Origin of the sequence: Limnobacter sp. 130 (assembly GCF_902506325.1) — a bacterium.
Taxonomy (GTDB): Bacteria; Pseudomonadota; Gammaproteobacteria; order Burkholderiales; family Burkholderiaceae_B; genus Limnobacter.
Map to the genome: position 1 here is coordinate 679,613 of NZ_LR732330.1, position 21,741 is coordinate 701,353.

17 protein-coding genes are annotated in these 21,741 nt (G+C 48.8%); 6 read left to right on the plus strand and 11 right to left on the minus strand.

Annotated features, from left to right (window positions below):
* Positions 1-67: 67 nt before the first annotated feature.
* The 9 genes from FRIGORI9N_RS12190 to FRIGORI9N_RS12230 form a co-directional block, all read right to left on the minus strand.
* Positions 68-1,132, minus strand: coding sequence for a chemotaxis response regulator protein-glutamate methylesterase (locus FRIGORI9N_RS12190; RefSeq protein ID WP_159571412.1), 1,065 nt, complete (start codon positions 1,130-1,132; stop codon positions 68-70).
* Between the two features lie 12 nt (positions 1,133-1,144).
* Positions 1,145-1,957, minus strand: a complete 813-nt coding sequence (locus tag FRIGORI9N_RS12195) for a protein-glutamate O-methyltransferase CheR (RefSeq protein ID WP_159571415.1) — start codon at positions 1,955-1,957, stop codon at positions 1,145-1,147.
* Positions 1,958-2,020: 63 nt separating this feature from the next.
* A complete protein-coding gene (locus FRIGORI9N_RS12200; protein WP_159571418.1) occupies positions 2,021-2,545 on the minus strand; it encodes a chemotaxis protein CheW in 525 nt (174 codons plus the stop codon).
* Positions 2,546-2,563: 18 nt separating this feature from the next.
* Positions 2,564-4,228 (minus strand): methyl-accepting chemotaxis protein, encoded by a 1,665-nt coding sequence (locus FRIGORI9N_RS12205; RefSeq protein WP_159571421.1) that lies wholly within the window; start codon positions 4,226-4,228, stop codon positions 2,564-2,566.
* 38 nt (positions 4,229-4,266) lie between these two features.
* Positions 4,267-6,369 carry a chemotaxis protein CheA gene (locus FRIGORI9N_RS12210; RefSeq protein WP_159571424.1) on the minus strand — a complete coding sequence of 701 codons (2,103 nt, stop codon included), beginning with the start codon at positions 6,367-6,369 and terminating at the stop codon, positions 4,267-4,269.
* A 3-nt stretch (positions 6,370-6,372) separates the two neighbouring features.
* Complete coding sequence (locus FRIGORI9N_RS12215) at positions 6,373-6,684, minus strand: lipid asymmetry maintenance protein MlaB (RefSeq protein ID WP_159571427.1); 312 nt, start codon at positions 6,682-6,684, stop codon at positions 6,373-6,375.
* Positions 6,685-6,698: 14 nt separating this feature from the next.
* Positions 6,699-7,067 carry a response regulator gene (locus FRIGORI9N_RS12220; RefSeq protein WP_159571430.1) on the minus strand — a complete coding sequence of 123 codons (369 nt, stop codon included), beginning with the start codon at positions 7,065-7,067 and terminating at the stop codon, positions 6,699-6,701.
* Between the two features lie 14 nt (positions 7,068-7,081).
* A complete protein-coding gene (locus tag FRIGORI9N_RS12225) occupies positions 7,082-8,272 on the minus strand; it encodes a methyl-accepting chemotaxis protein (protein WP_159571433.1) in 1,191 nt (396 codons plus the stop codon).
* Between the two features lie 569 nt (positions 8,273-8,841).
* Positions 8,842-9,708, minus strand: a complete 867-nt coding sequence (locus FRIGORI9N_RS12230) for a sterol desaturase family protein (protein ID WP_159571436.1) — start codon at positions 9,706-9,708, stop codon at positions 8,842-8,844.
* 318 nt (positions 9,709-10,026) lie between these two features.
* Here FRIGORI9N_RS12230 and FRIGORI9N_RS12235 point away from each other — a divergent pair, with 318 nt between their 5' ends.
* From FRIGORI9N_RS12235 to FRIGORI9N_RS12255, 5 genes are read left to right on the plus strand one after another with little or no spacing between them, the layout of a single operon-like run.
* Positions 10,027-11,088, plus strand: a complete 1,062-nt coding sequence (locus FRIGORI9N_RS12235; RefSeq protein WP_159571439.1) for a linear amide C-N hydrolase — start codon at positions 10,027-10,029, stop codon at positions 11,086-11,088.
* Positions 11,089-11,141: 53 nt separating this feature from the next.
* Complete coding sequence (locus FRIGORI9N_RS12240; protein ID WP_159571442.1) at positions 11,142-12,497, plus strand: TolC family protein; 1,356 nt, start codon at positions 11,142-11,144, stop codon at positions 12,495-12,497.
* Between the two features lie 59 nt (positions 12,498-12,556).
* Entirely contained in the window at positions 12,557-13,462 is a 906-nt protein-coding gene (locus FRIGORI9N_RS12245) for an HlyD family secretion protein (protein ID WP_236550882.1), read from the plus strand.
* Positions 13,462-14,631, plus strand: coding sequence for an ABC transporter permease (locus tag FRIGORI9N_RS12250; protein ID WP_159571448.1), 1,170 nt, complete (start codon positions 13,462-13,464; stop codon positions 14,629-14,631). Before FRIGORI9N_RS12245 ends, FRIGORI9N_RS12250 begins: the two co-directional genes overlap by 1 nt.
* 23 nt (positions 14,632-14,654) lie before the next feature.
* The gene (locus FRIGORI9N_RS12255; RefSeq protein ID WP_159571451.1) at positions 14,655-15,755 is read left to right on the plus strand and encodes an ABC transporter permease; all 1,101 of its coding nucleotides are present in this window, start codon (positions 14,655-14,657) and stop codon (positions 15,753-15,755) included.
* Positions 15,756-15,759: 4 nt separating this feature from the next.
* On the opposite strand, the gene aspT is transcribed toward FRIGORI9N_RS12255, so the two are convergent.
* Positions 15,760-17,451 carry an aspartate-alanine antiporter gene (gene aspT, locus FRIGORI9N_RS12260; RefSeq protein ID WP_159571454.1) on the minus strand — a complete coding sequence of 564 codons (1,692 nt, stop codon included), beginning with the start codon at positions 17,449-17,451 and terminating at the stop codon, positions 15,760-15,762.
* A 77-nt stretch (positions 17,452-17,528) separates the two neighbouring features.
* Entirely contained in the window at positions 17,529-20,198 is a 2,670-nt protein-coding gene (locus tag FRIGORI9N_RS12265; RefSeq protein ID WP_159571457.1) for a decarboxylase, read from the minus strand.
* 502 nt (positions 20,199-20,700) lie between these two features.
* Here FRIGORI9N_RS12265 and FRIGORI9N_RS12270 point away from each other — a divergent pair.
* The gene (locus tag FRIGORI9N_RS12270) at positions 20,701-21,594 is read left to right on the plus strand and encodes a LysR family transcriptional regulator (RefSeq protein ID WP_159571460.1); all 894 of its coding nucleotides are present in this window, start codon (positions 20,701-20,703) and stop codon (positions 21,592-21,594) included.
* Positions 21,595-21,741 lie beyond the last annotated feature (147 nt).

Consider the following 21,741-nt stretch of genomic DNA (forward strand, 5'->3'; position numbering starts at 1 on the left):
ATTTAAATCTGAGATCCACAGATCAAAGCCCAAAGTACAAAAAACAAATGGATTTATTGATAATCCATCAGCCGCAAATGATTCGCGGAAACTCCAACAACGAACACACCTTACCCACTCCGCCCAGCTTGATTGCCTCTTTGGGCATACCAAACACAACGCAGCTGTTCTCATCCTGAGCAAAAGTTTGAGAGCCTACATCGTACATCTCTCGTAATCCCTTTGCCCCATCGTCCCCCATGCCCGTCATGATGATGCCTTTTGCGTTCTTGCCCGCATATCTCGCCACAGATCGAAAGAGAACATCTACAGATGGCTTGTGACGGTTCACCAATGGCCCGTCAAGAATCTCGACGTGATAAGTCGCACCAGACCGTTTAAGCGCCATATGCCTTCCACCTGGTGCGATCAACGCCAACCCCGGCAGTACCCTATCACCGTTCTGAGCCTCCCGAACTTCTATTTCGCAAAGCTGATTCAATCGCATTGCAAAGGATGCAGTGAATTTCTCTGGCATGTGTTGAACAATCACGATACCTGGGCATACTCTGGGAAGACGGGTCAAAATCTGTTCCAAGGCCTGAGTACCTCCAGTCGAAGTACCAATTGCCACTAAACTTTCGGTGGTTTGCAACATGGCCTGGGGTGTTGGCGTGGGAAGCACGGCATCCGCAGAGAGTTTTTTGCTCACATCAAGACTGACAACAGGTTTTGGTTTTAAGCGATCTGCACGCACATTTGCCGCGGCCTTGACGGTGGCAATCAAAGACTGGGCAGTATCCGTCAAAAAGTTTTTGACAGAGACCTTGGGCTTAAAGATGACTTCAAACGCGCCAAGCGACAACGCCTGCAAAGTTGTCTCAGCGCCCTTTTCTGTTAATGACGAGCAAATGATCACTGGAATAGGCTTTGTACTCATCAACTTTCTTAAAAAGGTAATTCCGTCCATTCGCGGCATTTCGACGTCCAAAATCAAAACGTCAGGCCAGGCTTTGCTCATCTTATCCATGGCAAACAAAGGATCAGAAGCCACGCCAATCACTTCTATACCAGAATCATGCTTAAGAATCTCGACCATCATTTGCCGAACAACGGCAGAGTCATCCACGATAAACACCTTGATTTTTTGCATGCTGACCTAGCCCTATGATTTCTGATAAATCGACGGAGACACCAATTTCAAAGCATCACAAACTCCGTTAAGGCTTTCCGAATGGCTGATGATGAAATAGCCTCCAGGTTTTAAATGTGGCAACAAATTCTGCATCACCTTTTGTTTTGTTGCCGTATCAAAATAAATCATCACATTGCGCAAAAAGATCACATCAAACAGACCAACGTTGGGAATTCGTTCAATCAGATTGATGTTCTTGAAGTCCACTTTGCTGCGCAAAGCGGATTGCACCATCAGAAAACCTTCTTTATTGCCAACACCTTTTAAGCAATATTTTCTTAGAAGCATCTCTGGCAAATTACGTGCCTTGACCAGGGGAAACTGGGCACGCCGCGCATGACTTAGAATTTGCTCACTGATGTCCGAGCCAAAAACGCTCCAATTACCATCGCCCATTTTTTCCATCAACATCATCGCGATGGTGTACGCCTCTTCGCCAGAGGAACTTGCTGCACTCCAAATTCGAAATTGTCCACTTGCCGACACTGTGGGAATAATATGCTTGACCAAAAAATCGAAGTGATTGGGTTCTCTGTAAAAATAGGTTTCGTTGGTGGTCAACAAATCGAGAGCCCACTGCAACTCATTTTTGTTGCCCTCGTCCATGATCATCTTGAAGTAATCACCATAAGACGGGATGTCGTAATGTTTGAGGCGTTTGTACAGCCTGCCAGCCACAAGTGACTTCTTGGCAGGTGTTAAATTGATGCCTGCCCTTTTGTAGATCCAGCTTTTGAACTGGTTAAACTCACGATCATTGATGGATGGAACTGAGTTGCTCATATTGACTTAATCCAAAAAATTGGATGGGTCGACAAAGATACGCCCATCCTCCACCTGTAACAATCAAGCCGTTTGCTCCGACCTATCGGACTCCGCAAGCATTAGCATCTCGTCAACGGACAAAACACGATTCACATTCAGTGTAATCACAAACTTATTGTCCACCTTGGCCATGCCGGAGATGAACTCCTGTCGCAGACCAGTCCCAAAATCAGGGGTTGGTTCAATGTCGGAGGCGGCAATCTCCAAAACCTCTGACACCGAATCCACAAGTATTCCTAGATCTTGTGAGCCAGTCTCGCCTTTCGATTCAATAATGACAATGCAGCTGCGTCGTGTAACCTCTGAAGAATGTCGGCCAAATCTTGCTGACAAATCAATCACAGGAACCACGGCGCCTCTGAGATTAATCACACCCCGAACAAATCCAGGCATCATTGGCACCGTTGTGAGCACGCCGTACTCGAGAATTTCCTTGATACCAAGAATACCGATTGCAAACATCTCGTGCCCGAGCTGAAATGTCAGGTACTGAGACTCACCATCTTCATTGGAGGGCGCGTTGCCCCCCTCAGGCTTAAGGTTCATATTGAGTGCTCCTTGACATCAAAACTTGGTGAACTCAGTTTCATCGGCATACGACGGCTGAGGAGAATGTACAGTGCGAACGCTTTTGACCGAGGTTGACGGTTTGCCACGGTTTGGTATCGGCTTGACAGCAGCTGCAGTGCGCACCGAGGGAGACGAATTCACCAGGTGGTCCACGGAGTCCACTTTGAAGAAACTCATGGCCTGTTGCAACTGTTCAGCCTGACCGCTCATCTCTTCTGAAGTAGCGGCCAGCTCCTCGCTGCTCGCTGCGTTTTGCTGAGTGATTTGATTGAGCTGCGTCATGGCTGTATTGATCTGATTGACGCCCGACGCCTGCTCTGTTGACGCTGCACTAATCTCCTGAACCAAGTCAGAGGTTTTATTGATGGAGGGAACCATCTCGGCAAGTAACTTGCCAGCATTTTCGGCAACAACAACGCTACTCGAAGACAGCTCACCAATTTCCTGTGCAGCAACCTGACTACGCTCTGCCAACTTTCTAACCTCCGCCGCAACCACCGCAAAGCCCTTTCCATGTTCACCAGCACGAGCGGCCTCAATTGCGGCATTCAACGCCAACAGGTTGGTCTGGTACGCGATGTCATCAATTATGCTGATGCGCTCGGCGATTTGCTTCATTGCAGCCACTGTTTTTTGTACGGACTCGCCGCCTTCTGCTGCTTCACGGGCTGCCTTGCTGGCCATGCTGTCCGTTACCTTGGCGTTCTCGGTGTTTTGATTAATACTTGCGCTCATCTGTTCAATCGATGCGCTGGTTTCCTCCACGCTGGCAGCCTGCTCACTTGTTGCCTGGCTCATGGATTGAGCTGTTGCACTGACCTCCTCTGACGCGCTTGCAAGGTTATCGGCTGAGTTACGCACCTCGCCGATAATCTTGGATAGTTTGTCCACCATGGACTTCATTGCGCCCAACAACTGCCCAGTTTCATCCTTGGAGCTTACTTCGATTGAAGCAGTTAAATCGCCGTTGGCCAATTGGTTGGCCACCTGAGCAGCCTGTGTCAGAGGTTTAGAAATAATGCGCGCCACAAACATGGCCAACGCCAAACCCAAAGCCAACGCAGTCACCAAAACAACAATAATGGCAAGTCGGGCACTTTCGTAGGTTTCGGTACCTTTGGCTGCAGCCTGGTTGGCGCCACTGTTATTGAACTCGATAAGTTTTTCGACCGACTGCTCAAGTTGCCTAAACAAATCCAGACTGCTGGATTTGTACATTAAGCGCGCCTCATCAGCTTTCAATGCACGCGATAGCTCAATCAACCCCTTGCTATTATTCAAATAGGCCTGCCAAACCTGATTGAACTCACCCAACAGGTCACGATCCTCATCGTTGCTCATTAGTTGCTCATAAGTAGCATTGCGTGTATTGAACTCTTTGAGCGCTTGTTGCAATTGATCCTCAATCTCTTTCATGTCGCGCTCATCTTGTGCAAGAATATGGCGGCCTTCGCCTAAACGATATTGCGACATGTAATACCGCATCCCGGCAGCTGCTCGCATGCTGGGCATCCAGTTCTCACTCATGTTCACCGAAGACTGATTTACCGTTCCCAGTTGGATGATTGAGAATCCACCCATGAAGGTGGTAAGCGCCAATACGCTCAAAAAAGAAAGAATTAATTTTTTGCTAATTTTCAAGTTGTAAAACCATTTCATTTTGATGCTCCTGAAGAACAATAGATATTCGGATTGACTTACACCATTTGAGGCACTGCAAGGTCACTATTTATTTTTTTGTCGGGACGGTGAATGTCTTTTGTTAAAGACACTGCATCCAAAATCAGGGCCACTGATCCATCACCCAAAATGGTTGAACCAGCAATTCCCTTCACCACACTGAACAACTTTCCAAGTGGCTTGATGACGGTCTGAAACTCGCCTTGAAGCTCATCTACCACCAAACCAAACTTGCGGTCACCCGTGTTAATAACCACCACGTTCGCCCGTTTGGAGACACCCTCTTTCACCGAAAAGTGCTCACGTAAAAATATGAGAGGCAAAACTTCTCCACGTAGATCCAAGTACTGCTTGCCCTTGGTTGCGGAAAACTGAGAGTCCGAAAGCTCAATACATTCTTGGACCATGTCCAAGGGAATGACGTACCGTGACTTCCCGACAGCAACAAGAAATCCGTCGATGATTGCCAAAGTAAGCGGCAAACGAATTCGAACGGTAGTTCCTTCCGCCATCTTGCTATCAAGCTCAATCGAGCCTCGGAGTGCATCAATATTGCGCCTTACAACATCCATGCCAACGCCTCTGCCAGAAATATTGGTAATGGTCGACGCTGTAGAAAATCCAGGCTCAAAGATCAAATTGAAGATCTCCTGATCGCTGCCTGGAGGTGCTGAGATCAATCCTTTCTCGAGCGCCTTGCTGACGATACGATCCTTGTCCAGGCCACGGCCATCGTCGGTGATTTCGATGACGATATTCCCGGACTCGTGGTACGCATTCAGATGGACCGAACCCTTGACTGGCTTTCTCGCGTCTTGGCGCTCTTGCGGAGATTCAATACCGTGATCCATTGCATTTCGAATCAGATGCATCAATGGATCACCGATTTTTTCGATCACTGTTTTGTCGAGTTCTGTTTCGCCGCCGCTGATTTTGAGTTCGATCTGTTTGCCCAACTCTTTGCTTACATCACGTACAACCCGCTGATACCTGTTGAAGGTGTCGCCTATTGGAATCATCCGCAACTTAAGAGCACCGTCTCGGATGTGCTCAACCAAGGAGGAAATGCTTGACGTTGCTTCAAACAAAAGATCGTTTTTACAACTCTTCGCAAGCAGCGATGCACCAGCGCCTGCAATGACCAACTCACCAACCAGATTAATCAAGCTGTCCAGCTTCTCGGCATGTACACGTACATACTGAGAATCTTTAGAACCAACAGACCCTGACGACATGTTTTTCAACAGCGAAGCTGGCTGTGGTGATTGGCTCGAAGTTGCTGGATCTACTTGCGCACTAGCGGTCACATCTTCACCGCAAATCAAATCGCTCAGTAAATATTCTTGTGGCTTGCTCTGTTCTACCGCAAACGCTTGAGTAACATTGATTACTGAACAGTCTGCAATAAAGTCGAATGTCTCCAGGATATCTTCCTTGGAACACAGGGTCCGCAACTGAATATCCGCTGCCCAATAACAATCTTCTGGATCGAACTCTTCAAGGGCTGGCATGTCTACCACTCGACTCTCCACCCGGGTGACTTCGCCCTTGCGGGTTAAAGCATTCACAAATGAAACGGGGTCCATTCCAAATCGAAATACCTCGCGTCCAAACACAACAGATATACGCCAAGATACTGCCTCATCTGCAACACTACCCGTGTTGATGATGGCGGCTGGCTGCGATGTAGACACTCCACAGGGATCCGGCAAATCGCCTCCAAAATCCGATATTTCCTTCAATTGCTCCAGTAGTGACGCACCGTTACTGTTCAAATCCTCTGCTGTGGATTCACCATCAGTGCCAGCGGCTTCCACCAACCTTGCAATGTGATCTCTACACGAGAGTAGCAATGCGATCTTGCGCTCATTCATGCACAACGATCCTCCTCGCAGTCGATCCAGCATGTCTTCCACCACGTGGGTAAAAGAGACGATTTCATCAAACCCAAATAATCCAGCAGAACCCTTGATGGTGTGTGCTGCCCTGAAAATTGCGTCAATGAGCTCCTGATTGCGCAGGTCTGATTCCATCTTTAACAAACACTCTTCCATGTCCTCAAGCAGCTCCCGAGACTCAATAAAAAATGTTTGCAGCACTGCGTCTAGATTTATGCTCATGATTCACCTCACGTAGGAAGTCAGGCCAAACGAGCGTTCAAACTCGCAGCGTGAGAAGATTGGCGTGACTGCTGCCCCCAGGTGAATCACATCCAATTGGATGTCCCGGGCACTCATTTCTTTTTTCAGCGCAACCAACAGCTGCAACCCTGAGGTATCCATCTCCTCTATATCGCGCAGATCAAGACTGACACGCGTGGCAAACTCAAGCGCTTTTTGCACCTGCTCCTTGATTGACGCAATGTTGTAAATATTTAAATCTCCGCTGAAAGACAACTCGACCGCATGGTTGACATCCCTTATGGTTAAAGACATGTTGAACTCCTTGTTTAAGGCAAAATAAGTTTGGATACTGCGCTTAACATCTGTGCCGGCTGAAAGGGCTTGATTACCCATGCCTTTGCACCAGCGGCTTGTCCCTCGGCCTTTTTGGAGTCCTGACTTTCTGTGGTCAGCATAATCACAGGCATAAATTTGAATTCAGGCAATTTTTTTAACTCCTTAACCAGCGTGATACCGTCCATCCCGGGCATGTTCACATCACTGATTACCAAATGAATTTTCTTGCCCTTGATTTTTTGAAGTGCATCATTTCCATCGGATGCCTCCAGCACGTCGTAACCTTCAGATTTAAGCGTCATAGAAACCACCTGGCGAATCGTGTTGGAATCATCCACCACCATGATTGTTTTTGGCATTTGAGTTATCTCCTTCAAAAAAAAGTGACATCTTGCTTGGGTGAAGACGCCGATCCACTTCCCTGGTGAATCTCTCTTTGCTCACGCATCGCATATTGAGTACTTAGCATTGAGAGCCACTCACTCTTTTGACGTGGCTTAAATAGAGGATCCCGGGACAACACTTGCTGGGTCTCGTTTGAAAATTCGAGAATGCTGGACTCGACTAAACCCAGAATTTGATTGACACGATCTTGGAATTGCAGAGACACGATCAGATTTGAGATGTCCGTCTGGGTCTTCAGGCCACTTTCCTTCAAACGACGGGACGCGAGCACCAAGGCTTCACAAGATTGCCCTAAGTCATCGAGTACGATTTCCACTTTGTTGCTGGACTCATTGAGCATTGCTTGATCTGACTCGGCACTGAGCTCCGATGCGTGAATCACCTCGCGAATGGAGTTATTGATCAGTTCGACAGATTTGGACATGTTCTTGCCGGTTTCGCTGGACTGATTTGACAGTGCGCGAACTTCCTCGGCCACTACGGCAAATCCCCGTCCTGACTCCCCTGCCCTTGCTGCTTCGATTGCAGCATTCAACGCCAACAGGTTCGTTCTTCCAGCAATAGCACTGGCCTGTGAAGCCATTTTGTTCAACGAATCCACATGGCTGCTGAGTCCACGAATCTTTTCGATTAGCTTGGATCGCTCGAGCAGGATTCTGTCCAGCGTCGCGGACAGATCCCGCATTTTTGTATTGCTGTCAGTGATTGTTTCAACAATATTTCTGTCGCTAGCGGTGCCAGACTCATCGGCCTTGATGATATTGTCGAGCTCCGAACTGATCTCGAAAAACTCCGAATTGAGCTCTACAATCGCTTCCTCGCATTTGGATCTTGCGAGCTTGATATTCTCGGACCAAAGACTCCCCAACGACTGCATGTTCTCGACAATCACGGTGAGATTGGCAGAGAAACTCGGAGCCAAATCAGAAGCCTCTGAATCCATTACCAGGACAGCAGCGGTTGCCGCGCTTTGCGTGTTTAGCCGCGCTAAAAATGCAAAAACCAATAAAATTGAAGCTGCAATCAAAGATGCTACAAAATAATATTGACCGGCAAATAAATAACCGCAAAAAAACAAACCAATACCGAGTAGTAAATTAATTATTACTTTTATAGTAAATTTACTATTAATTGATAATTTTTGGTCTTCGACGCCCATCACGTCCTCTCTCAATATCACGCAGGAAGACACAATAGATTATTAACTTAGGACGTAACATAACCAGTTACGGCAGGGACTCACTCGTGGGGGGGGGATTTAAATGAACGGTGGAATTTATTTTTAATAATTTTTACAACAAAATATAAAAAACCAAAAAAATCAATGTTTTTAATTTTATAAAAACAATTTTATATTTAAAATTTTTCTATAAAAAACAACAATTTATAATTGTTTTTTTTAAAAACTATTATTGCGCTAACATTACAAAAAAACATTAATTTTACGAAAACTGTATGATCAATAACCATATAATTATTATCATAATTACGATTACGCATTATAAAAAAATTCAAACAAATTGACATTTTCCGGCTCAATAGTTAAAAACCATTAATAATGGTTAAAAAACATTAACAATTAAATAATAGCCACATCAACAATTCAAATTTTTATCTTGCGTACACTTGAATCGAAACACAATAAAAAGGAAAGCGACAAAAGGGTAATCAGCCACAACCTTCAAACTTCGCATACCCTTACGCCGAGCGTGAAGGCGAAGCATCAGATCACTTATTCTCATCGTAAATAGTGCCACCAAACCGCAAGGCAGAATCGTCACGCTTTGAATGCAACACGGGATAAAACATTTGGTGCGCCCAGTGTTCCTGCCCGTGAATGCGATCGTCCATCAAACCGATGTGTTCAGGGTACTTGCGCGTGATGTGGGCCGTGCCAAAAATAACGTCCCACAAAAAAAGCATGTTGCCGAAGTTGCCGGTGTAGTTTCCAATGCCATCTTTGTTAGTAAGTGCATGGTGAGCCCAGTGCGTGGCGGGTGTTGAAATGGTGCGCTCAACAACCCACATCACCGGTTGCAATGCCTTGATTTTGTAAAGTGGTTCGTCCCAACGCCAAGAGCAATGCGCCCCCAAAATGATGGTCAGCTTCAGGGTTAAATAACTGGCGTACACCCAGCCGCCAAACCCCAAGAACAACAAGACACCGGCAATCCACAGGCCAGGCATCATCAGGTAATAAAAAAAGTTGTTGCGAAAAGTCATGCGTACACTCATGTACTGCGCAGAATGGTGGGCACGGTGCAAAGGCCACAACAACGGCGAATGCGAAGCCCGGTGCCACAGGTATTGCGTTAAATCATCGCCCAACAACAACACGCCAAACATGGCCCACCAGGGCCAGTCAGCCCAAATGCCCTGCCACTGCGCAAACCAGGCCTCGCCGAGCTGTTGAGTTGTGAAAATTGCCAAAGGCTGCGACACAGCCACCACACTGATAAACACAAGCAAGTCCAGTTTGGTGTCATTCGCCGTGGCATTCACCGTGGTTTGGTAGCGACGCGTGGCGAACTCCATCAAGGCAAAGCCTGCAATGGCAATCAAAATCAGTACGTTCTGAAATTCCGAGATTTGCATGATGGATCCGCATGGTTCAACGATGCAGTGAATCTAACCTTGTACTGCAAATACGTCCAATGCATAATTAATGCACTTTCAATGCAACAACTGCATTGTTATGAATTTAAACCAGCGGAATATTTGCAGGCACCCAATCACGGGTACAACGTTGCAGATTGAGTGTTCTGAAAAATACTCGTTCGCACCATGACGTTTCGTGGCACTGTGATTCAATCAGTATCGTCATAATTATTGACGTATACTTATCAAAAAATACAATGAAACCATGAGTCAGGGCATTTTCATCATCGTCGTGAAACGAAGGAGAATGCGGTTATGTTGTTCAATAAAAAAGTTTTGTCACTGGTGTTGGGCGCGTGCATCATAGGTTCGGCGGCACTGTCCCCGACAGCTCAAGCATGCACCCGAATGGTGTACATCGGTCCGGACAATACAGTGTTGACAGGAAGAAGCATGGACTTCTCCATCGACATACCAGCAAACCTTTGGATATTTCCGCGAGATATGGAACGCAATGGTGAGGTTGGACCCAATTCAATCACCTGGCGATCCAAATACGGCAGTGTTGCGGCCAGCTCTTGGGATATTTCCACACCAGACGGCATGAATGAAAAAGGATTGGTCGCCAACATGCTTTGGTTGGTTGCATCTGAATATCCGAAATTCGACGTCAAGGGTAAAAAGAAAGGATTGACCATTTCTGCGTGGGGACAATACGCGCTGGACAATTTCGCAACCGTTGATGAAGCAGTCAAATTTTTCAAACAGGATAAATTTGCAATCGTCTCCGATTTCATTCCGGGCACCGACAAATTCACGACTGTGCATCTCTCGCTCTCTGATGCAACAGGCGACAGCGCGATTTTTGAATACATCGGCGGGAAGCTGACAATTCATCACGACCGAAACCATCGAGTCATGACCAATGACCCGCCCTATGATCAACAAATTGCCATCAAGGGCTACTGGGAAAGCATTCCTGGGCAAGTCTTCCTGCCCGGTACCTCCAAAGCATCGGACCGCTTTGTTCGTGCATCGTATTACCTCAACATGATCCCGCAAACCAGCGATCCAAAAATTGCTGCAGCAAGTGTGTTCAGTGTGGTGCGCAATGTCTCGGTGCCCTACGGGATCGGCACCCCCGACCAACCACACCTGTCGAACACACGCTGGAGAGTAGTGGCCGATCAGCGCAATCTGATCTACTACTTCGAGAATGTTCTCAATCCGAATGTGGTCTGGGTCGATCTCAAGAAAGTCAACTTTGAGAACAAGGCAGGCGTTCGCAAGCTGACGCTGGATAAAGGTCAAACCTATGCGGGCGAAAGCAGCTCCTTTTTCGAACCATCCGCGCCTTTGAAATTTCAGGGACTTTAATCATCAAATAGTCAGCCACTTAATCAAACCCAGTCAAATACCAGCGAGGTTGTATGCCTGCCCGTATTAACAAGCTGACCTTGCTGGTCGCTGCCATGCTGTGCACGCAGGTTCAAGCCAACGAACCTGCCCTGAGTTTTAGTGAGGCGGAAAAAAGACTGAGTGTGGTCAGGCAAACGCTGGTTCAACAAGCCGACATTCAGTCCAGAGAATTTGAATACAAAGCGCTTGGAAACCTGAATCTCCCGCAGCTCAGCCTTACGGTTGCCGGCATTGCCTACGAGAAAGAGATTTCATTTCTGATCCCCATCATCAACAGAAGGGCTGAAATCGATATCGAACGCGACGGAATTCGCTCCCAGGTAAATGTGGTGTGGCCGCTTTATACAGGTGGACGTACCACGGCCACCAAACAAATCGCCGAATCCAGGGTATCGGAAGCACAAACAGACCTTGAAATTGTGCGGCTTCAATTGCTCAAACGCCTGTCCGACCTTTACTTCTCGAATCAGATGATCAGGCAGGTGGTTGCTGTGCGGGAACAATCTGTCCAAACGATTCAAGCGCTGGTCAACAAGGCGACCCGATTCCAGCAGGAAGGATTGATTACCGCGCTGGACAAAATGCAGGCCGATGTTGCTTTGGCTGAGGCCAATCGGGAACTGCTTCTCGCCAAACGGCAGCAGACTGACTTGCACGCAGCCTTGAAAAGCCTTCTGGAAGTTGATCAACTTTCATGCCTGTCAACTGACATACCCAAACCCGTGTCACTTCAAAACGCCTCGGACTGGTACGTCGAACAAGCCCGGAATGCAAACCCGGCCTACAAAAAACTGGCTGAGAAACTCACGCAAACTGACAGGTTAATCGAAATTGAACGCGGCAAAAATCTGCCTGAATTCTTCTTCGCCGGCACGTATGAATTGAATCGGAGAGCCACCCCGCTAACCGAACCCGACTGGAGTGTTGGCCTTGGGTTTCGATACAACTTCATTACACCGGTTGGGCGAGATGCAAGCGTTCAAGCTGCCATGGCCAAACGTGAACAAGTTCGATTGAGTAAAGAACAGGCTGACGCCGACATCAAGCTGGGCATCGAGAGCACGTATCGTGCCGTGGTTGAACACCTTGAACAATATGAACTGCTGGCACAAGACATCCAATTGGGCAAGGAAAACACACGCCTTCAAAACAGGGCTTTTGAAGAAGGCTTGACCACTTCACTAGACGTCACAGAGGCAGAACTAAAGCTTGCAGCCATTCAGGTTAAATCCCTGAATGCAGCATTCCTGTACATCAGCTCCTTGGCCCATCTGACCCAACTGAGTGGGCAACCCGAACAGCTACCCGTCATTCTTCCAACGCTATTGCATCAAAACGCCTGTAGCAATTCTCAGGGAACACTATGAAAGCGCGGCCCATAATTTTTGTGATTGTTGCCATATTGCTAATTGCAGCAGTGTGGTGGTTGCTTCCCAAACAAAACAGGGAGCTGATTCACGGTGACATCGAAGTTCGGGAAATACGGGTGGCCAGCAAAATACCGGGCCGCGTGATCAAGCTGCCCGTATCTGAAGGTGACATGGTGGAAGCTGGCCAATTACTGTTCGAGCTATCGAGCCCCGAACTTGACACCAAACTTGAACAAGCAGTGGCAGTGGAAGATGCTACAAAAGCTGTAGAAGACGAGGCCAAATCGGGCTTGCGAAGGGAGCAAGTCGAGATTGCAAGACTGGAAATGCAGCGCGCGGCCACTGCAAGGGATTTAACTGCTGCCACCCAGAAACGAATTCAGAACTTGTACGCTGACGGGCTGGTTTCTCGCCAACAACTGGATGAGATCACGGCCAAGGCAGCAGCCAGTGCAGACCAAGCGAAAGCTGCGCAAGCGGCCTATCAAATGGCAGCGTCCGGTGCACGGGAAGAACAACTGAGGGCAGCAGCGGCGCAAAACAGACGCGCCAAAGCGGCAGTTTCTGAAGTAGAGGTGTTCCGCAGCGAAACCCAATCTCTCGCACCAATTGCCGGGCAGGTTGCCAGCGTGGTGATCAAAGAGGGCGAGCTTGCCCCAGCGGGATATCCAGTGATCACGCTGATTGATCCCAAGGATGTCTGGGTGGTTATGAATATTCGCGAAGACAAACTAAACACCCTGACCCTGGGTACTGAATTCACCGCCCTTGTTCCAGCCTTGAACAAAGATGTCAAATTCAAAGTCACCAAACTCAATCCACTGCCCTCGTTTGCAAACTGGAAGCAGGTGAAAGGCACGTCTGGTTACGACTTGAAAACCTTTCAAATTGAAGCTCGCCCCATTGAACCCAACCCGAACCTGATAGCCGGCATGACGGTCGTTCTCTCGATGGAAGAGTAATGAGTTCATTTCAGGCAGGCCTTCAACGCGAGCTAAGTCACCTTCGACGTGACAAAGGAGACCTGTTCCTGACGCTGGGCATGATGCCGGTGTTGTTCGCGCTGATCTGGTGGATCTTCTCGGCGGGCCAGCCAACCGGCCTGCCAGTCGCGATTGTGGACGAAGACAACACCAGCATTTCCCGGCAAATCAGTCGCCTGATCGAGGCGACGCCCGGCGTAAAGTTTGAGCGGCAATACATCAACGTGCCATCTGCGCTTGACGCCATACGCACACGCGACGTTTTCGCTGTGCTGGTGATCCCGAAAGGACTAGAAAGAGACGTTCTCGGCAGCAAACCAGGGCAAGTGGTTCTGCAACTGAACAGTCAATATTCAACCTACTCGTCAACGATCCAAAGAAACGTCACCAGTGCAGTGTTGGCGGCTGGGGTGGGCATCGGAATTGAACGACTAAAAATGGGCGGTGCATTTCCCGATGCTGCAATGAGCGTGGCCATGCCAGTTTCAGTCAATGCCCTGCCACTCTTTAATGAAGGCCCAGACTACGAGGTATTTTTAGGGGCCACGCTGATTGCGGCGCTGTTTCATATTCTGGCAATCATCATGTCAGTCACTGCGGTTGGAAGGGAATTGCGCGATGGCACTGCAGGCGAATGGCTTGCCACATCCAACGGGTCGCTTGCCACCGCCCTGCTCTCCAAAATCCTTCCCTATTTTCTTGCACTGAACTTTTACACGCTGGTGTTTGTTGTTTTTTTCCAGAATCTTGCACCGGATAGCTATCAGGGAAAATTACTCAGCACGTGGCTCACACTGATTGTGATGACGGTAGCCGCCATGGCCGTAGGAATCCTGGTTGTGGCTGTAACAAAAAACTTCAGAATGGCGTTGAGCGTGGGCGGCTTTTATAGTGCACCTGCATTCGCCTACTCCGGGCAAGCCTTTCCTTTGATCGCAATGCCTGAAGCTGCACAGTACTGGGCGAGCATTCTTCCATTGACACACTGGTTACAACTCTACAACCAGATGTGGATTGCTGGTGCGCCGCTGGTTGAAGCGTTTCGTCCATTTCTGATCATCGCTTTCATGACGGTGATTGCAATCGTACCGGCCTATTTGCTGCTCAAGCGAAATGCCTTTGAGCCCGCCAACTGGGGAAATCGATGAAAGGGATCCTCGAGCAATTCACAATGACCTGGAGATTGATTCTTCAAGACAAAGGCGCCATGTTGCTGCTGTTTGGTGCCGGGCTGGTGTATTCGCTGTTCTATCCCTATCCCTATTCCTACGAACAAGTTGAATCAGTCCCCACGTTGGTGGTCGATCAAGATGACTCCTATTCGTCACGCACGCTGACCCGCCTCTTGAAAGCAGCGCCCAATCTCAATGTAATACAAACCGACAACGACCCCAACCTGATAGCAAAACGCTTGTGGCAAGGCGACATCATGGCTATGGTCATCATTCCAAGAAATTTCAACAACGACCTGATAGCGGGCAGAGTACCCACTGTTCAACTGGCCAGTCACGGTGGGTATTTGTTGGCAGGCAGCAAGGCCCTGGCAAGCGCCACTCAGGCAACGCTTACCATGGGTGCAGTCATCAGCCTGCAGAAAATCCAAAGCATGGGTGTACCGGGGCAGGCCGCAATAGACAGCCTTCAACCCCTGTCGCTGAACTCAAGATCGCTGTTCAACACGAATGATGGTTATGGGCACTCCATCGTCCCCGCGGTGATGGTGGTCATCATTCAACAAACCTTGTTGATCGGCGTCACGTTGTTGCTGGGAAGGCTGTCTGAACGTAAGCAACTCCCGGTGGGCCCGAGCGCTTACTTCGGCATGTTGCTGGTTTTTTTTACAATCGCCCTGATCAACACCCTGTACTTTTTTGTGATCGCCACGCGCATGCAAGCGTATTCACAAATCGCAAACACAAGCACCTTGCTTGCTTTCTCCACGGTGTTCTGTTTGTGCATCTCTGCATTTGCACTGCTACTGAGCCAGGCATTCAAAACCCGTGAACGAGGGCTTCAAATGTTGCTGATCACGTCGGTGCCGATGCTGTTCATGTCGGGCTACAGCTGGCCAGCAGAATCACTCCCCGACCTGCTGTATTACCTTCGTTGGTTGCTGCCCACCACCTCGGGTATTCATGGCTTTGTCAGCATCAATCAATTGGGCGCATCCATCACAGAGGTGGCTCAAGAATTTCTCATGCTTGCCCTGCTAACCCTGCTTTTTATCGCAATGGGATTGGCACTTTTCAGCCAACAGCGTCAAAGCCCCTGACTGCCTATGCAACAAGAATCACGATGAACATGCCCCAAAGAGTCAGCAAAGTGTTACTGACCGCGTAAGGCACTGTGTAACCCAGCATTGGCGCATTACTTTTAGCGACTTCTGCGAGCATCGCCACCGATGCCGTGCTGGTTCGCGCACCACCGCAACAACCCAGATTAATCACTGGGTCAAACTTGAAAATGTACTTGCCGATCAAGGGTGCCAACAACATTGGCATTGCTGTGGCAAACAGTCCCCAGAAGAATATTTCTACGCCCACTACTTTCAGGCCAGCAATAAAGGTGGGGCCTGCCGTGATACCCACCACTGCGATGAATACATTCAGACCCACGGAGTTCATGAACCACAATGTGGCGCTTGGAACGGTACCGATCTTCGGAATAAAACTTCGAAGCCAACCCACCACCAAACCGGCGATCAGTGCACCACCCGAAGAGGACAAAGTAATCGGAATGCCATGCACAGGCACTGTGATCGCACCAATCAAACCACCCAGCACAATACCGGCACCGACCAATACCATGTCAGTCACACTGGTTGGGCGGTCAGCAAAACCAAATTCCTTGACGATTTCATCCACATGTTTTTTCGAACCATTGATGGTAACGATGTCGCCACGGTTAAGCTTGGTTTGAGCGTAAACAGGAATGTCCACCCCCATGGAACCACGTCGGATCCGGGTGACATACACACCCCGAGCATTCGATTGTTTTGACAAATCAATTAACGAAACGTCATTGACTTTTTTAGAGGTCACGAAGACATCCACCGATTCCACTGGAATGTTCAGTAGCTCTGCATCAGCAACGTCTTCTGCTCGATTTGACCACTCGATTAAAGCCTCGTGTTTACCCGACACTGCGACGATGTCGCCAAGCTGAAGAACGGTGTCTTGATCGAACTTGATGATCTGACCATTACGACGCAGATTCTCCAGGAAAATACGCTCGGTGGAAGCAGCTTCAGCCTGCTTGACTGTTTTGCCAGCGATCAACCCGGGCGTATTCAACCTGAATGCGCGAACCGCATATTTGTTCCACGCCGAGTGCATGCCGTCTGCTGGCGCACCCGCAGACATTTCTTTCTCATAGCGTTTGCATTCTTCAACAATATTCACTCGCAGAATCTTCGGGCCGAGAAACGCAATAATCCAGCCGGTACCCACAGTACCAAACAAATAGCTGATTGCATAAGACACCGGAATCAGGTCAAGCTGCTGCTGAATTTCAGCAGGTGTTATGTCCAAACGATTGATCGCGTCGGTGGCGAGCCCGATCGATGCCGAGATGGTGTGGGATCCAGCCAATAGCCCTGCAGCAATACCTGGACCGTAGCCGCCTATCACCGCAGCAATGTAGACCGACATCAGACACAAGACAGAAATTATCACCGCAAAAATCGCTTGCGGCAGGCCATCGCTGGCGATCCCTCGAACGAACTGTGGACCCACACCGAACCCGACAGCAAACAGGAACATCATGAAGAAAATTGATTTAATCTGTGGCGATATTTCAATCCCGATCTGACCGATTAACACGCCAGCCAGCAGCGTGCCAGTCACCGTACCCAGGCTGAAACTGCCCAGCTTGATTGCCCCAACCCAATAACCAACCGCAAGAGCCAGAAAAATTGAGAGCTCGGGATTGGAACGTAATGTGGAAAAAATCCATTCAACAATGACCATGTTCAGCCTTCTTGAAACAAGTTTGAGAGAGCCTCCGAGCGATGTCGAAGGCCTCGAGTCGTGTGTAACTCAGCAGCTCACTTCAGCTTCAAAAGTTGCAAGCCAAGACTGCTGTCATACCCATGCACTTCTTTCACATCAAGCTTTCGCATGAAATCAATGATCTCCTGACTGATCACTTGGCCAGGTACCATGATCGGGAATCCAGGCGGATAAGGAATCACCAACTTCGCAGACACCATGGGTGGTCCTTCCTTCAAACGCTTGTCACATTCCTCGCTGAACAAACCAACGTATTCATTGTTTGACGTGTCCCAGCTCTTGAAAAATGCAGTGCGAATATCGCCTTCCACCGAGGGTTTGCCACCAATATCTGATCGATACTCGTCATGAAAATGACTGAAGTTCGGCAAGTCCGGCACGTCTGTCATCAAACTGACCACACGCTCCTCAAACCGCTTCAAGCCCTCAGCGCCAGCATGAGCCAATTCGTTGTCTGCGCGCGTGGCCAACTCCAGCAATACCCGCATCAACTGAGCGACATCACTCCGGGTGTTGTTGATGTTGGATTGAAACAGAACCGAGTTACGCGAAGTTTTGTTGACCTGAATATTGAACTCATCTGCAAGCAGGGTTTTAAACTGCGTACCGTCATATCCGGCTGTGCCACACACCAGCGTGATTCGAGTAGGGTCCAGGAAAAACTCATCGTCGCGAATGGAGACAGCGGCATCGCTCCAGTTGGTACCAGGCGCCAAGAAGTCCTTGAATCCACTCTGGCGGAATTCCGCGGGAATCATGTCGTCTGCGCCCAAAACCTTGAAGTATTTTGAAATCAGGGGATGAGTCTTGATCTGGTGACGAATGTCCAGCGCGATCTGGATGGCATTGCTCACCAGTCCATAACCCTCCAGTTCCATTTGGCGTCTGGCGACATCCATCGACGCAATCAACTGTTGATTCGGACTGGTGGTCGCATGGGTAAACACGGCCTCGTGCAGCTGCGGTTCAATCTGAACAAAATCCACATCCTTGACCAGCACCATAGACCCTTGACGAATCGCTGACATCGATTTGTGAGTCGAATGGGTTTGATAAACGCGAAGGCGAATTTGACGGGGATCAGGGATGAGGCGCGTATTGAGCAACACCTCATCAGAAGCTTGTTGGCCCAGCTCAGCTTGCTGAGCCTCGTAGGCCTGAAGCGCTTCTGGCGTTCTCATCCATTTCTCAATGTTCGCAGCAGCACCCATGGCTGTGCGGGGGCGCAAAAACGGAGAGAAATGCGCAAATCCAAACCATGCCTCGTCCCACAGAAACACCAAATCGGGTTTGATGGCCAGGCACTCCTCCATGACACGTCGAGTGTTGTACACATGCCCGTCAAAAGTACAATTTGTCATGTCTACCGCACGAACCCGATCCAGCTTGCCCTCTGCCCTCAAATTCAGGAGTGCCTTCTTTATTGCAAGCAAGGGCACGGCCCCGTACATTGAATATTCCTTCATCGGATAGGCTTCAACGTAGTAAGGGTAGAGACCACCAAGCACTGCACCGTAGTGATGTGACTTGTGGCAATTGCGGTCAACAATAAAAATATCTCCTGGCTTCGCAACCGCCATCAGAACCATTTTGTTGGACGTACTGGTGCCGTTGGTTACAAAAAAACTGTGATCCGCGCCAAAGGCTCTGGCAGCTTTTTGCTGTGCCTTCTTGATGTTGCCAGTGGGCTCCAAAAGACTGTCCAAACCACCGGTGGTTGCAGAAGACTCTGCCATGAACAGGTTTTTACCGTAGAACTCGCCCATGTCGCGAATCCAGTCCGACTTGAATACCGACTTGCCGCGCGCGATCGGCAATGCATGAAACGTGCTGATTGGGCGGTGAGCGTATTTCTTCAGGTTGTCGAAAAACGGAGTTTCATAGCGATCGCGCACCCCTTCGAGAATGGCGTAATGTAATTCCGTGGGTTCTTCCACCGCATACAGCACACGCTTCAAACATACGGATCTGGGATCCTCGGTGATGTCTTGGGGACGCTGATCCGACATCAAATACAAATCAAGTTCAGGGCGATACTCTGCAATGACCGACGCCAACTGCAAACCAATGTGATCCTCATCGGCATGAATGTGCAATTCCCCCATGGTCCGGTTCAATTGAGGAACTGGCAATCGGCTGGTGAAATCAAATCCGTCAAAAATTGCAACTGCGCAAATGTTGTTATTCACTGCAACAGCACAGAAGGCATCCTGAAATGTGTGCACCACCAACGGCTCATAGATGAAGTCATCGTCTTTTTGACGCTGACTCAACAATGCCTGAACATTGCGCTCTACGTTGTGTACCCGATCCGGGGCAACGATCAATACCTCAAAATACGGACGGTGAACCCCGGCAGAGTTAAAGGAATCTCCGTGACCGTCCTCTGGATTCAGGCTCCACTCATTCGGATCTTCTTTGTAGTAGCGCGTCAGAATGGAAAAAGAGATGCGGGCCACCAAAGCAGTGAACGCGTCCTTGCGTTCTTCAACCAGGTCTTTCGACAGCTTGGCAACCAGCTTGGGACCGGGGTAAGCGTGCAACATTTCCATGGGCTCGAGCTTGGTGAAACTTTCTTTCACCTCAGCCATATCCACTTTACCGCTCACCCACTTTCGACTAACACCGAGCAAATGCCTCCAGTTGTCTGAACGCAATGCCGAAAGGGAAAAAATTTGATCGATGTTAATATGCTCGTGCACCATGGGTTGTTCCTTTATGTCTCTATACATCAAATTAAAAAGTGCCCTTCGCCTACGTTGAACGGCGAAAGATTTATTAATTTTTAGAAACCCTGTTGAACAAGCACAGACACTTGAGAATATTTTCTGTTTTTAGACGGCAAGCTCACAATCAAATCAGAGAAAAAAGTGTGGAGGCTTACCGCTTTGATGACGACACTATAGCAAACTGTGCGAATGGTAAAGATACTAAAACGTATCCTTATTAATCATCAGAAAAATTACTGCAAGCAAAGTGAAATTGCATATCTTGTGCAATAGACAAACGTGTGACACCTTGCTCAAGGGGAACATCCGCTGTAAAAAAAATGAATGCAGCATCGGAAAGTTCTGATCCTCAACGAGCTTGAATTACATCCACGCAGAAGAAGATCTCATGAGGCTATCGGAAGTTCAAACTTGGCCTTGTACTGTAAGTAGCCCAAACGCATAATCAATTCATTTTTAATGCACCCAATGCATCATCATGAATTTAAACCAACTGGAACATTTGCTGGCGCTGAATGACACTCGCCATTTTGCCAAGGCTGCAGACAAAGTTCATCTTAGCCAACCTGCGTTCAGCCGCAGCATTCAAGCACTGGAAAAACAAACCGGGCTGGTGCTGTTCGAGCGAAAAAGTGGTGAAATTCGCCCCACCCCTGCCGGCCAGTTTCTAATTGAACGAGCCCAACAACTGCTTCTGGAAGCCCGTTCCCTGCAACGCGACATTCACCTGTACCAGCGGGGCGAAGTGGGCGAACTGGCGTTCGGAGTGGGTCCATTTCCAAGCGCCACCCTCGCTGGTACTGTCATTCAAACTGTCCGCCAGGAATTCCCCAAGGTTGCACTGCAAATGGAAATCGCAAGCCCGGTTGAATTGCTGGCCCTGCTGCTGAAAGAAGAAATCGAGTTTTTTGTGGCCGACACGGGCGACTTAACGGTTGCACCTTACCTTCACATTCAACCTTTGATGCGCCAATACGGGCATTTGTATGTGCGCCGTGGCCACCCCTTGGCGAAGAAAAAACACACCTTCGAGGATGCGTGGCAATATGGAATCGCATCCGTCAAATTACCCGAACCGATGAAGGCGGGCCTTGGACTGTTACTGCGGCAAAACTCACAAAACCTGCCACAGCTTGCACTGGAATGTGACGACATTCATTTGTTGCATCAACTGGCCATGAATACAAATTCTGTAGTGGCGTCGACCGACCTGGCAGCCAAGCCGTGGTGCGACCAGAAAAAACTCGTGAAACTCAATACCAGTGACTTCCCTGAACTGTATTCCAGCATTGCGATTGTCACACTGGCCAAACGTGCTCTATCGCCCGTGGCCAACTACACCATCGAACTGTTCAAACAAACACAATTTTAGATTTCATCGCCGAATCCGTTTTGTGCCTGCGACAGGCAATTGTTTTTCAGCGAGGATGTACGGATGGAGTACCCAGCGAAGTAATGGAGCAGACTTGAAGACGCGCTTGGCGACATTCGACCTGCCCCCTAACTCATGAGTGATTGA

What these genes read in the sequence shown, in the direction of transcription:
- FRIGORI9N_RS12220 (WP_159571430.1), bottom strand. Translation starts at nt 7,067, where the DNA reads ATGCCAAAAACAATCATGGTGGTGGATGATTCCAACACGATTCGCCAG.
- FRIGORI9N_RS12250 (WP_159571448.1), top strand. Translation starts at nt 13,462, where the DNA reads ATGAGTTCATTTCAGGCAGGCCTTCAACGCGAGCTAAGTCACCTTCGA.
- FRIGORI9N_RS12240 (WP_159571442.1), top strand. Translation starts at nt 11,142, where the DNA reads ATGCCTGCCCGTATTAACAAGCTGACCTTGCTGGTCGCTGCCATGCTG.
- FRIGORI9N_RS12270 (WP_159571460.1), top strand. Translation starts at nt 20,701, where the DNA reads ATGAATTTAAACCAACTGGAACATTTGCTGGCGCTGAATGACACTCGC.
- aspT (WP_159571454.1), bottom strand. Translation starts at nt 17,451, where the DNA reads ATGGTCATTGTTGAATGGATTTTTTCCACATTACGTTCCAATCCCGAG.
- FRIGORI9N_RS12190 (WP_159571412.1), bottom strand. Translation starts at nt 1,132, where the DNA reads ATGCAAAAAATCAAGGTGTTTATCGTGGATGACTCTGCCGTTGTTCGG.
- FRIGORI9N_RS12215 (WP_159571427.1), bottom strand. Translation starts at nt 6,684, where the DNA reads ATGTCTTTAACCATAAGGGATGTCAACCATGCGGTCGAGTTGTCTTTC.
- FRIGORI9N_RS12225 (WP_159571433.1), bottom strand. Translation starts at nt 8,272, where the DNA reads ATGGGCGTCGAAGACCAAAAATTATCAATTAATAGTAAATTTACTATA.
- FRIGORI9N_RS12205 (WP_159571421.1), bottom strand. Translation starts at nt 4,228, where the DNA reads ATGAAATGGTTTTACAACTTGAAAATTAGCAAAAAATTAATTCTTTCT.
- FRIGORI9N_RS12235 (WP_159571439.1), top strand. Translation starts at nt 10,027, where the DNA reads ATGTTGTTCAATAAAAAAGTTTTGTCACTGGTGTTGGGCGCGTGCATC.
- FRIGORI9N_RS12195 (WP_159571415.1), bottom strand. Translation starts at nt 1,957, where the DNA reads ATGAGCAACTCAGTTCCATCCATCAATGATCGTGAGTTTAACCAGTTC.
- FRIGORI9N_RS12200 (WP_159571418.1), bottom strand. Translation starts at nt 2,545, where the DNA reads ATGAACCTTAAGCCTGAGGGGGGCAACGCGCCCTCCAATGAAGATGGT.
- FRIGORI9N_RS12210 (WP_159571424.1), bottom strand. Translation starts at nt 6,369, where the DNA reads ATGAGCATAAATCTAGACGCAGTGCTGCAAACATTTTTTATTGAGTCT.
- FRIGORI9N_RS12255 (WP_159571451.1), top strand. Translation starts at nt 14,655, where the DNA reads ATGACCTGGAGATTGATTCTTCAAGACAAAGGCGCCATGTTGCTGCTG.
- FRIGORI9N_RS12230 (WP_159571436.1), bottom strand. Translation starts at nt 9,708, where the DNA reads ATGCAAATCTCGGAATTTCAGAACGTACTGATTTTGATTGCCATTGCA.
- FRIGORI9N_RS12265 (WP_159571457.1), bottom strand. Translation starts at nt 20,198, where the DNA reads ATGGTGCACGAGCATATTAACATCGATCAAATTTTTTCCCTTTCGGCA.